Source organism: Colwellia piezophila ATCC BAA-637 (assembly GCF_000378625.1).
GTDB classification, from domain to species: Bacteria; Pseudomonadota; Gammaproteobacteria; order Enterobacterales; family Alteromonadaceae; genus Colwellia; species Colwellia piezophila.
This window is the reverse complement of the sequence record NZ_KB905171.1, coordinates 131,881-144,073: the sequence shown is the minus strand read 5'-3', so window position 1 is coordinate 144,073 and position 12,193 is coordinate 131,881. Positions and strand designations below refer to the sequence as shown.

General features: G+C 41.2%; 14 protein-coding genes. 4 read left to right on the top strand and 10 right to left on the bottom strand.

Going from position 1 to position 12,193, the window contains the following annotated elements; translation table 11 throughout:
• The first annotated feature begins 120 nt into the window (after window positions 1-120).
• From nfuA to F580_RS0118735, 3 genes are read left to right on the top strand one after another with little or no spacing between them, the layout of a single operon-like run.
• Window positions 121-699: a Fe-S biogenesis protein NfuA gene (nfuA, locus tag F580_RS0118745; RefSeq protein ID WP_019029286.1), complete on the top strand. Its 579-nt coding sequence runs from the start codon at window positions 121-123 to the stop codon at window positions 697-699.
• 25 nt (window positions 700-724) lie between these two features.
• Window positions 725-994: a hypothetical protein gene (locus F580_RS0118740; RefSeq protein WP_019029285.1), complete on the top strand. Its 270-nt coding sequence runs from the start codon at window positions 725-727 to the stop codon at window positions 992-994.
• A 25-nt stretch (window positions 995-1,019) separates the two neighbouring features.
• Window positions 1,020-1,382 (top strand): VanZ family protein, encoded by a 363-nt coding sequence (locus tag F580_RS0118735; RefSeq protein WP_019029284.1) that lies wholly within the window; start codon window positions 1,020-1,022, stop codon window positions 1,380-1,382.
• A gap of 28 nt (window positions 1,383-1,410) precedes the next feature.
• Here F580_RS0118735 and F580_RS27155 read toward each other — a convergent pair whose 3' ends face one another.
• Window positions 1,411-1,545, bottom strand: a complete 135-nt coding sequence (locus F580_RS27155) for a hypothetical protein (RefSeq protein WP_019029283.1) — start codon at window positions 1,543-1,545, stop codon at window positions 1,411-1,413.
• A gap of 136 nt (window positions 1,546-1,681) precedes the next feature.
• On the opposite strand from F580_RS27155, the gene F580_RS0118725 reads away from it, so the two are divergent.
• Window positions 1,682-2,755 carry a polysaccharide deacetylase family protein gene (locus F580_RS0118725; protein WP_019029282.1) on the top strand — a complete coding sequence of 358 codons (1,074 nt, stop codon included), beginning with the start codon at window positions 1,682-1,684 and terminating at the stop codon, window positions 2,753-2,755.
• Window positions 2,756-2,839: 84 nt separating this feature from the next.
• Here the strand turns inward: F580_RS0118725 and F580_RS0118720 are convergent, their stop codons facing one another.
• The 9 genes from F580_RS0118720 to coxB are packed head-to-tail and all read right to left on the bottom strand — an operon-like array spanning window position 2,840 to window position 11,862.
• Entirely contained in the window at window positions 2,840-3,517 is a 678-nt protein-coding gene (locus F580_RS0118720; RefSeq protein WP_019029281.1) for an SCO family protein, read from the bottom strand.
• 42 nt (window positions 3,518-3,559) lie between these two features.
• Window positions 3,560-4,492 (bottom strand): heme o synthase, encoded by a 933-nt coding sequence (cyoE, locus tag F580_RS0118715; RefSeq protein WP_040357698.1) that lies wholly within the window; start codon window positions 4,490-4,492, stop codon window positions 3,560-3,562.
• A 28-nt stretch (window positions 4,493-4,520) separates the two neighbouring features.
• Entirely contained in the window at window positions 4,521-5,582 is a 1,062-nt protein-coding gene (locus F580_RS0118710) for a COX15/CtaA family protein (RefSeq protein ID WP_019029279.1), read from the bottom strand.
• Between the two features lie 4 nt (window positions 5,583-5,586).
• A complete protein-coding gene (locus F580_RS0118705) occupies window positions 5,587-6,195 on the bottom strand; it encodes a hypothetical protein (RefSeq protein WP_019029278.1) in 609 nt (202 codons plus the stop codon).
• Entirely contained in the window at window positions 6,188-7,105 is a 918-nt protein-coding gene (locus F580_RS0118700; protein ID WP_019029277.1) for an SURF1 family protein, read from the bottom strand. Before F580_RS0118700 ends, F580_RS0118705 begins: the two co-directional genes overlap by 8 nt.
• A gap of 11 nt (window positions 7,106-7,116) precedes the next feature.
• Complete coding sequence (locus F580_RS0118695; protein WP_019029276.1) at window positions 7,117-8,001, bottom strand: cytochrome c oxidase subunit 3; 885 nt, start codon at window positions 7,999-8,001, stop codon at window positions 7,117-7,119.
• A 23-nt stretch (window positions 8,002-8,024) separates the two neighbouring features.
• Window positions 8,025-8,636: a cytochrome c oxidase assembly protein gene (locus F580_RS0118690; RefSeq protein WP_019029275.1), complete on the bottom strand. Its 612-nt coding sequence runs from the start codon at window positions 8,634-8,636 to the stop codon at window positions 8,025-8,027.
• A gap of 5 nt (window positions 8,637-8,641) precedes the next feature.
• Window positions 8,642-10,276 (bottom strand): cytochrome c oxidase subunit I, encoded by a 1,635-nt coding sequence (ctaD, locus tag F580_RS24990; RefSeq protein WP_019029274.1) that lies wholly within the window; start codon window positions 10,274-10,276, stop codon window positions 8,642-8,644.
• A gap of 11 nt (window positions 10,277-10,287) precedes the next feature.
• Complete coding sequence (gene coxB, locus F580_RS0118680; protein ID WP_019029273.1) at window positions 10,288-11,862, bottom strand: cytochrome c oxidase subunit II; 1,575 nt, start codon at window positions 11,860-11,862, stop codon at window positions 10,288-10,290.
• Window positions 11,863-12,193 lie beyond the last annotated feature (331 nt).

The following is a 12,193-nucleotide window of genomic DNA, read 5'->3' as shown; positions in this document are numbered from 1 at the left end:
AAATCATTAGCACATAACTAAATAGCAGAGTAAAATAGCCATACTTGAGTAAAACAGTCAGGTATTAATCCCTTTTGTATTTAATTGGGCGAGTATCTGAGAGCAAAGAGAATTTAAATAATGATCAGTATTTCAGAGAATGCTCAAAAGCATTTTATTAACTTACTTTCACAACAAGCTGAAGGTACGCATATTCGCGTTTTTGTAGTAAATCCAGGCACAGCGAAAGCTGAGTGTGGTGTTTCATACTGTCCGCCTGACGCGGTTGAAGCCGATGATATTGAAATTCCTTTTGACGGTTTCTCAGCGATGGTTGATGCCGATAGTAAAGGCTTTTTAGCCGACGCGGAAATTGATTTCACTACCGATCAAATGGGCTCACAACTAACATTAAAAGCGCCTAACGCTAAGTTACGTAAAGTAGCTGATGACGCGCCGTTATTTGAACGCGTACATTACTTTTTACAAGCTGAAGTGAATCCTCAATTAGCCGGTCATGGTGGCGAATGTACTTTAGTGGAAGTTACTGACGATGGTTATGCGGTACTACAATTTGGTGGTGGCTGTAATGGTTGTGCACAAATTGATGTCACGGTAAAAGATGGCATTGAAAAGCAATTGGTCGAGTTAATGGCGGGCGAGATTAAAGGCGTTAAAGATGCCACCCAGCATGAACGTGGTGACCATTCATATTACTAAAAATTAGATATATGACTCAGTAAATATGATTAAGTTATTAGAAAAACTAGGCCAAAATCCACAGCGCAGTTTAACACTGTTCTTACGTGGACTTGGCCTTTTTGTTATTGGTTTGTTGTTCGTAGCCTTAGGTTATATCAATCATCACCTTTGGCAAATCATTGGTGTGGCCATCTTAGGTCTTGCTTGTTTAATTGCCGCTTGGGGTTATCTCGGTATATTTGCTAATCGCTGGTTAAATATCATTTACCGTACTAGACCCAACCAAAAAAATTCGACTAATCACAATCCATAACCGCTAGGGTGAATGTAGTAATTCAATGAAATTTATACTCAATTTAATCAAACACTATTGGTTGTTTATTACGGTTTTTTTACTTACAGCCATTGCCACTTTGTCTTTATGGCCAGCCGAATATTTACCGAAAGTTCCAGGAAGTGACAAAACCCATCACTTTATTTCTTATGGTGCGTTAATGTTGCCGGTAGCGCTTAGAAAGCCTAAACACTGGCTCTGGATTGCGCTAGGATTTGCTGCTTTTAGTGGTGCGATTGAGCTCATTCAACCTTATGTTAATCGCTATGGTGAATGGCTTGATATGGCAGCGAATGTGGCAGGCTTAGCTTGTGGTATTTTATTGGCAAAAACGCTTGAGTACTTCTCTGTAAAGGCGATTAAGTAACACTTAATTTTTCGGGTGGAAGCTGTAGCTAATAATAATCGCTATCACTCTTTACCGCGGTATCGACTAAACCAAGTAAAGGCACGGTAATATTTGATAAAATCATCGGTAACGCTAAGTAAAATAGACGTTTGTGTTGCTCTAAATTGCGTGTTTTAAACAAAGAAATACCCTAAAGTGCTAGTGATTTAATAAAAAAGGCGTTATTTTAGCTGACGACCATGTCGTATAAGTAATTCTCGTTACGTGAACACTTTTGAATGCGGATTGGTCTCATCTAATTTTTAAAGGTATTTACCATGAAACATATGTTGCGGACACTTTTTTCAGTTTCACTATTATTGGGCGTTGTGTTCAATAGTCATGCAGCGGTTATTTTACAATACCACCATGTTAGTGACAGCACCCCTGCTAGCACCAGTATTTCTCCTAAGCAGTTTGAAGTACATCTTCAATATCTTAAAGATAAGAACTTTACCGTAGTGCCACTTTCAGAACTTATTGAAGCGATAAAAAAGCAACAACCGTTACCGGATAAAAGCGTGGCAATCACTTTTGATGATGCTTATATTGACGTGTTAACACAGGCAAAACCCATTTTAGATAAGTTCGGCTTTCCGTATACCATTTATGTTAATCCTGGCATTATCAATCGTAATGATAACAAGCAGTCCTCCCCTTATATGTCATGGATTCAGCTAAAAACACTTGCCGATGAAGGGGTGATAATTGCCAACCATGGTTTTGAGCATGACTCTATGACGCGCATTACCAACGGATTAACGCAAGAAGCGTGGTTGAAAAAGCAAACGGATTTATTATTAAAAGCCGAAGCGATGATTAAAGATAACACCGGTCAAAGCTGGCGATATTATGCATACCCTTATGGTGAGTATGATATGGCAGTTCAGGCATGGGCGAAAGAAAATGATTTTGTTGCTTTTTCTCAGCAATCCGGCGCTATTGATTTATCCACAGATTTAACCAGTGTGCCACGTTTTCCTGCGTCACAGCCTTACGACAAGATCTCTGGCTTGCGTGATAAATTAAACTCTTTGGCGTTTGATATTCGTTTAGAAGGTGATCAGGGCGAAACAATTTTTAAGTACCAAGAAGCTAAAAGCATCACCTTTGCTATCGAGACCGGTGATTTTTATAAGTCGGCACTAAATTGCTATATTTCAGGCCTAGGTAAGCAAAAAATCACCTGGAATGATGATAAAAGTTTTAGCATTACCTTCAGTAAAGATTTACCTGTGGGTCGAGTTCGAGCGAACTGTACGGCTGCAAGCATCAGCAAACCAGGTCGTTATTACTGGTATTCGAAGCCATGGTTTATCTTAAAAAATGATGGTAGTTGGTATCATTTATAAGCGACTATTACCTACACATGTACTTTACACATTAACTTTAAACATTAACGTTTCACACCTTTGATGTTACTTATGTTACTGATGTTAATTATACAGGGCGACTATTTTTTGATAGTCGCTTAATAGTTTATCATTATCAATAACCGGTGCTTGGCCTACTTCCTGTTCAGGCCGAAATATTGCCGCTACCTTACCCTCTGGATTGATTAACACCAATGATGCGCTGTGATCAACCCAATAGTTTTCATCTGCTGCTTGTTCTTCACTGGCGTTACTAACTTGCTTACTGTTCTCTTTACTAGTAATGGCATACATCAGTCCTAAATTTCGAGAAAATGGGAATAGCACGTCGTGTTCGGCGCGTAGGGCTTTAAATTCCTTATTAAAATAGGCAATGTATTTGGCGAGCTTGGTTATGCTATCTCTCTTCGGGTCAACAGTGACTAATAATACTTGGCTATTGTCAGCAATAGCGGTTATTTCATCATAAATGAAATTGAGATTTTGCAAAGTGATTGGGCAAACGTCAGGACATGATGTATAGCCGAAAAATACCAGAGACCACTTGCCCTGTAACTGACTGTTATTAAAAGGCAGTCCTGATTCATCGGTGAAGGTAAAAGCGGATAACGGCCGTGCTTGCTGATAATACAAGGCATATTCAGGCTCAGGTAGTTGCTGGGCTTGTTTAATAAAGTGAAAGCCAACCGAGCCTGCACTGATAGAGATTAGGGCAATAATGCCAAAGAAAAATTTATTCATTGAAATCCTGAATTTAGAGACTCTATTAATAAACGCTTAAAACTAGCCCATTGGCAACCAATAATGATCGACCAGTAAAATAATAAAGAGCAGCATTAAGTGCACAATAGAGAATTTAAACGTTGCCATCGCCGTATCTTCCTTGGCATTAAACTTAAGCTGCCAAGCATAGCCAAAAAAGATCACATTCAAAATGCACGCGCCGACTAAATAAAACCAATTACTCATGCCAACTAAATAAGGTAATAAACACACCACAAACAGTAATACCGTATAAAGCAGTATTTGTGTTTTGGTAAAATCTACACCATGAGTTACCGGCAACATAGGAATATTCACTTTGGCATAATCATTTTTTCGGTGGATAGCTAATGCCCAAAAGTGTGGCGGCGTCCAAGTAAAAATAATCAATACTAATAACAAAGCATTTGGCGCTATTTCATTAGTCATAGCGGTCCAGCCCAATAGCGGCGGTATTGCACCGGCTAAACCACCAATAGTGATATTTTGCGGCGTAGCACGCTTAAGATACATAGTATAAATAAAGCTATAGCCAACTAAGCCAGCTAAAGTCAAAAATGCGGTTAGAGGATTCACCAAAGCATACAGAATAATGAAACCTAATAAGGCGATGCTAATAGCGAAAACTATCGCACTGCGGACACTTATTCTCCCTTCGGGTAAAGGCCTGTTATGCGTGCGCCCCATGACGGTATCGATTTTCTCATCAACAATATGGTTAATCGCTGCTGCCGCAGAAGAGAGTAACGCAATGCCCAACATGGCCGGTAATAGCAATTGCCACGGTAACCCCCCAGGCACTGATAAGCTCATCCCGACCAGTGCGGTTAAGACCAATAAGGCGACAACTTTTGGTTTGGTAATATCATAATAAGCTCGCCAATTAGTAAAAAAACGCCTCATGGAATCGGAACTATTACCGGCATTAATTGCGGTTGGTAGGGTATCGCTCATGGTCTCATTAATTGTTTTATTCATGGTATTATTCATAGAAGGACTCCTTAGAACTTTGTTTTAACTTATAAGCTAAAGCAATCAAACTTAGCATCAAGCAGGCGGCAACTAAGTTATGTGCCACCGCCACGTTAAGTGGTAGTGAAAACCAAATATTACTAATGCCCAAACTGATCTGGGCAATTAATAACGTTAACAGCACAATGGCGGTATTTTTGATGGTATGCGTTCTTGCTTTGATGAATACCATGATGGCTAACCAAGCAAGAAAAACACCAGTGATGATCGCGCCTAAGCGGTGACTGACATGAATGGTTACGCGTTCATTGTGATCTAGGTGACCAAATTCATAACTGTCTTTACTGGGCGGAATCACCGCAAAAGATTTATCAAAGGTTAGATTTGACAGCCAATCGCCTTGGCAAATAGGCAGCTCAACGCAGCTCATCGCAGCATAATTTGAGGAAGTCCAACCGCCAAGAGCGATTTGCGCCGTTAAAATAGTGATGCCGAGTAGAGCAAAACGACTGTACTTTTTAAGCTGTGCATTGACTAGGTTCGCGCCTTGCGCATTAGCCCCTTTGGCTTTGAGTCGTAAATATAATAAGAACAGTAAGCACAAAGTGGTAAAACCGCCGAGTAAATGCGCCATCACCACAATAGGCATTAATTTCAGGGTCACCGTCCACATGCCTAAAGCGGCTTGAAAGGTGACCATGGCTAAAATTAATATCGGCAGAAAAATCGGATATTTGATTCTCGAACGTTTGGACCAGCGTAATTTAATTGAAAATAGGGTAATTACCGCGATAAGCAAGCCAAGACTACCGGCGAAATAGCGATGGATCATTTCATTCCACGCTTTCGCGGGTTCAACCGGTCGGTCGGGAAAAGCTTGCTCGGCGGCAGCTATTTGTGTGCTAGTTTGCGGTACATCAAGTAAGCCATAACACGTTGGCCAATCTGGGCAACCCAAGCCTGCGTGGGTTAAGCGGGTATAAGCACCTAAGCCAATAACAACAATGGCTAATAATAAGCTAGTCAGTACTAAGCGGCGAAGGGTTTGAGCACTTTTAACATCATCCATCATGGTGTTAACCTACCTTAGAATATTTCAAAAGCTTCTTCATATCGGCAATAATAGCCTTACCAAATAAGGCATGCTGTTGTGTTTTCTCAGGGATGGCATGCCTTAAGATGATATTGCCTAACGGATCGGCGATCAGTACTTGTGGACCTTGCAGTAAATTAGTCATTCTTGGGGTTAAGGCAAGTATTTTCCACTGACTTTTAGCAAGTCGTTTATTTTGCTGAGCAGAGAAAATATCTTCTTTCAATAACACGGGCGTCACCCTGGGCATATCTTTGCCCAGTGCAACATAACTGTTATGTACGGTTTCAATGCTATGTAAGCAGCTATCAGGACAGTTTTTTGGTAGTCGGTAAATGATAAGCCATTGTTTGGCAAATACAGACTCATCTATGCCCAATTCTTTAAGTGTTAATGGCTGCGCTAATAATTTACCTTGATTGGTTACGCCAAGGTCTAGCCACTGATTTTCTAAAGCTAACTTGGCTAATAAAATAGGTAAAACAAATACCGTTACTAGCAAGAGTAAACTGCGACGGTTTCGCTTGGTTGAAGCCGGGCTTAACTTAGGTGTCTGCTCACTGGCATCGGTGGGAGAAATTGATTTAGCCATGGTTAACCGCCTTATTATTCTTATTATTTTTTTGGGAATTTTCAGCAACATTGTTAGAGATAGGTTTAACAATATTTGTATGAATGCTATTCGCTGGTGTACTTGTTAAAGTTTCAGCAGACTTCGAAGAATGAGCTGATGAATGATTCGGGGCAGGCTTTTGCGTTTTGATACGTAAACAAACCATCAATATTAGCCAAGCAATAGCCAACGTTGCCCATTGAAAAGTATAGCCAAAATGTTTTGCTGCGGGCATCACCATAGGATGCCAATTTTTCTTATAACCAAGACTCTCCTCCGGGTCTACATAAATAACAAAGGGTAATAGCGGTTTACTTATTAATGGGGATATCAATGCAGAGAATTTAGTTAATTCAATTTGTTGTACTCGTAATGGCCAACTGACTTGAGAAAAATCTTGCTCGGTAAGCATGATGCCTCGCTCAACAATACGGACATGACCTTTAAATTTATACTGACCCTGTAAAGCGGCTACATTAGGAAGCACGCTTCTATCTATTGAGCCCTGCACCCAACCTAAGTTGACTAATACGGCATGTGAAGGTGTTTCGACAACTTGTAATACTCGGTAGCCCAAAGAGTATTTTTCTACTTGGTTATCGAGTAAAAATAGAAAATGCTCGTTAAACACCCCTGTAATCGTTACTGGGAAATCATTAATACTCTCTTTACCGGTAAACTGCTTTTCGGTAGCAAGTTTGACTACTTCGTTAAGGGTTAAAGGGGACTGTTGATTGAGCTGCACGATGCGGGCAGTGCGTTGCTCTTTTTCAAAGCCGCGCTGGTATTGCCAAAATGCTAATTTAACTAAACAGAAAAAGACCATAAGCGTTAGCCCTAACCAAAGGGCATTAGCGATTAATTTTCTGCGCTTATCAATAGTCTGCAAAAAATCCGGCCTTATAAAATATAAACAAAGACAAATAACATTACCCAAACCACATCGACAAAATGCCAATACCAACTTGCGGCTTGAAAAGCAAAGTGATTTTCTGGGGTAAAGTGACCTTTTAAAATTCTGAACCACATGACAATCAACATGATACAACCCAAGGTGACGTGCATACCGTGAAAGCCGGTTAACAGATAAAAGGTATTGCCATAAACGCCGCTATCGAGAAAGAGGCGCATTTCTTCAGAGTAGCCGTGTGAGTATTCTAGAACTTGAAAACAGATAAAAGCCACACCCAGTATGATGGTTAGGCCAAGCCAGGATTTTAAAGCCTTGCGGTTATTATTAAGTAAAGCACTGTGGGCGAAGTGGGCAGTAACGGAAGACGTCATCAGTAAAACCGTATTAATTAGCGGTAAGCCATACCAACCCATAGCGGTGGTCGTGGTACCGTCAGGTGTACTTAATAACGGCCACTGGGCAACAAAGTCTGGCCAAAGTACGGCTCCTGTTGCCGCATTATTACCTGCGCCACCTAACCAGGGCACAGAAAACACCCGTAAATACAATAAGGCGCCAAAAAATGCCGCAAAAAACATCACTTCAGAAAAGATAAACCAACTCATGCCTTGGCGAAATGATTTATCCATTTGGTGTGAGTACTTACCCGCTAATGATTCTCTGATAACATCCTTAAACCAACCGACCAGCATATAAATGACTAAGGCAATGCCAGCGAGTAGTAAATAGCCGCCATAACCACTTTGGTCTTTTGATAAATCGGTAACATAGTTAGCGGCACCAAAGGCGATCATAAATAATGCTACTGCGCCAACTATTGGCCAGTGACTTTGGCTGGGTACGTAATAACTTTCGTATTCTTTGTTAGTCATTTTCTATCCCTTTTTAGTGAACCCTATGACGACTTCTCGGTTATGTCATACAAGGTGTAAGATAAAGTTAAAGTATTGATATCTTTGGGTAAGTCTAAATCGACATAAAATTGCAATGTCATTTCAACATCCTCTAATGATTTAAGTGGTTGTTGAGTAAAGCAAAAACATTCAATTTTATGAAAGTAATTGGCGGCCAAACCCGGTGATACCGATGGTACTGCTTGGCCGATAATGTCATGTTGGCTATTATTTTTTGCATAGAAGGACACCACTTTAATTTCGCCTGGGTGAACAGTAATTTCATTAATCACTGGCTCAAACTGCCATGGAATTCCTTTGGCATTACGGGTAATAAATTGCACTGTTATTGTTCGCGATTCATCGATACCCGTCGCGGTATAATCTACCGCTGTGCTATTAGTCTTACCGTTTAAGCCGGTGATATCGCAAAAAACATCATACAAAGGCACTAGCGCAAAGCCAAAGCCAAACATAGCAACAACCACTAACAGTAACTTCTTTACTGTTTTTGTGTTGTTAGCACTAGCACTACTACCGTCATTATTTTTGTCAGGTGCTAGCTTAGCTTTGCTGCCATGTTGGCTGTCATTCTTGCGGTCATCTGTGCTCATAAAGCTTAGTGCTCGTGCTGATCAGCTTGATCAATATCTGCTTGTGGCGGCGGTGTGCTAAAAGTGTGATAAGGCGCTGGGCTTGCCACCGTCCACTCTAAACCTATGGCGCCATCCCAAGGTTTCGCCGGCGCTTTTTCACCACCACGAATACATTTAATCACTACCACTAAGAAAATCAATTGTGATAAACCAAAGGCAAAACCACCAATACTGACCCACTTATTGAAATCGGCAAATTGCAGGGCATAATCTGGAATTCTACGTGGCATACCCGCTAAGCCTAAAAAGTGCATAGGGAAAAATAGTAAGTTGACAGAAATTAATGAACACCAAAAATGCCATTTACTTAACGTATCGTTGTACATATGGCCGGTCCATTTGGGTAACCAATAATAGGCGCCGGCATAAATAGAAAATAGTGAGCCAGTAACCAGTACATAATGAAAGTGAGCAACAACAAAGTAAGTATCATGATATTGAAAATCAACCGGGGTCATTGCCAACATTAAACCTGAGAAGCCACCAATGGTAAATAAAATCACAAAAGCGATAGAGAACAGCATCGGTGTTTCAAAGGTCAAAGAGCCGCGCCACATCGTTGCTACCCAGTTAAATACTTTCACGCCAGTAGGTACCGCAATGAGCATGGTGCAATACATAAAGAACAATTCACCGAACAGTGGCATACCGGTGGTGAACATGTGATGTGCCCAAACGATAAACGATAAAAAGGCAATAGATGAAGTGGCATAAACCATCGAAGTATAACCAAATAACCGTTTACGAGAAAAGGTTGGAATGATGGTAGAGACGATACCAAAGGCCGGTAAAATCATAATATACACTTCAGGGTGACCAAAGAACCAAAATATATGTTGGAACAACACCGGGTCACCACCACCGGCGGCATCAAAAAAGCTGGTGCCAAAATAGGTATCGGTCAGTAACATGGTCACCACACCGGCGAGTACCGGCATCACCGCAATTAATAAATAAGCGGTAATAAAAAAGGTCCAGACGAATAACGGCATCTTCATATAAGTCATGCCTGGGGCACGCATATTCATGATGGTAACGACAATATTAATGGCGCCCATAATGGAAGATATACCCATGATATGCACGGCAAAAACGAAGAAGGCAGTACTACCATTAGAATAGGTTGTTGATAACGGTGCGTAGAAGGTCCAACCGAAATTCGGGGCGCCACTTTCCATAAAGAATGAGCCAAGCAAAATAGCAAAGGCAAAAGGCAGAATCCAAAAACTCCAGTTATTCATCCGAGGCAGAGCCATATCTGGCGCGCCGAGCATCATAGGTAACATCCAGTTAGCAAAACCGGTAAAGGCAGGCATAATGGCGCCAAACACCATGATCAAGCCATGTACGGTAGTTAACTGATTAAAAAAGTCTGGTTCAACAAGCTGTAAGCCTGGCTGAAATAACTCAGCCCGGATAACCATCGCCATCGCGCCACCGGTTAAAAACATGATAAAAGCAAACCACAAATATAAGGTGCCAATATCTTTATGGTTGGTGGTATAAAGCCAACGCTTTATTCCGGTCATTTTCCCATGTTCATGTGAGTCATCATGATGTTCGTCGTGCGAATCTTGTACTATCACGTCTGTAGTCATTTTATATCCCCCTACTTCGCACTAGCAGCATCAACAGCTGCAGGTTGTACTAAATCACCGGTATTATTTCCCCAAGCATTACGCTCATAGGTTACAACGGCAGCTATCTCGGTTTTGGTTAGTTGGCTAGCAAAAGCAGCCATGGCTGCATTGGTCTTACTACCGTTAAGCACCATATCTAAATGAACAGCGATATCCCCCGTTGCAATTACACTGCCTTTAAGCGCAGGAAATGCAGGAGGTAAGCCTGTACCTGTCGGTTGATGACAAGCAACACAAGCTTTCATATAGACTTTTTCGCCCATAGTCATTAATTCATCATGGCTATATACTCTAGCTAAATCTTCTACGGGTGTTTCTTCAGCTATTGTCTCTACTGTTTCTTCAACGATGGTCTCAATCACTACGGGTGCCGTTGCCTCTGGTGCTGTACCTTCAGCAGAAGGGTTTTCAACCGCAGATTTAACATCAGATGCTTGCACGACATCACCGGTATTATTACCCCAAGCATTACGCTCGTAGGTAACAACAGCAGCAAGTTGTTTCATACTTAATTGCTTACCATAACCTTGCATACCGGTACCCGCTTTACCGTTAAAGACAATATTAATGTGTTCTTTGGCACTGCCTGTTGTCGTTATTGGGCTACCTTTTAAGGCCGGGAAGGCAGGTGGCAAGCCTAAGCCAGTTGGCTGATGACATGCAGAGCAGTAAGCAGTGTAAGTAGTTTCGCCTAATTGCATTAACTCTTCTTTAGACATTGATGCACTTAAGGACGCTTTTTCAGCTTCGGCTGCTTGAGCAACTCGTTGCTGTTGTTCGCTAAGCCAAATTTCATAATCTTCAGCAGATTTTACTTCAACCACAATGGGCATAAAACCATGGTCTTTACCACATAGCTCAGCACATTGGCCGCGATAAATGCCGGGTTCATCAACCCTAGTCCATGCTTCGTTAATAAAACCTGGGTTCGCATCTTGTTTAACAGCAAAGGCGGGTACCCACCAAGAATGGATAACATCGTCAGAGGTAATTAAAAAGCGGACTTTTTTATTGGCAGGAATAACCAGTGGTTTATCAACTTCCAAAAGGTAGTGCTCACCTTTAGGAGCACCAGCGCCTTGTTGATTTTGGTATTGTTCGCGTGGCGTTGAAAGTACCGAGTAATACTCGATACCTTGATCAAAGTATTTGTAATGCCATTTCCACTGAGAGCCGGTAACTTGAATCGTAACATCAGAATTAGTGTTATCTTCCATGGCTATTAAGGTGTGGGTTGCCGGTACTGCCATGGCGATTAAGATGACAACAGGGATTGCCGTCCATAATATTTCAACCTTAGTGCTTTCATGAAAGTTAGCAGGTTTTGGTCTTTTAGATCTTCGGTGAAAAACCATCGACCAAAACATAGCGCCAAACACTATGACGCCAATGGCGGTACAAATGTATAACACTAGCATGTGTAAATCATATACATCTCGGCTAACGGCAGTAACCCCTTTAGTCAGGTTTAACTGCATTTCTGCCCAGGCTGAATTGGTAAACAGGCTTACCAATACTAGCCAAAATAACTTATGTTTCCCCACACGGCATCTCCTCTTTTTTAATCATAGAGAACAGATGTACAGCAATGTACTTTATAATTCTTGAACTGAATATCTGTGTTGTTTTTATTATTGTTATCAACTTGAACTAACAAGAGTTCGGTTTAGCCACGGCTTCGCGATGTAGATCAATTAATGGCGAATTAAGTTATACCGTTAGGTATTAACCCCGAGATCAGGTGTATCACCGACGTGAAAAATAATCAGGTATGGCACTAATTAATTAGTGTGACAGGATCAGCGCATCGACGTCTTTTTATTCTTAGATTACCGATTCAAATGAATTATTCCTAACTCAGAGCTATATTTGGGA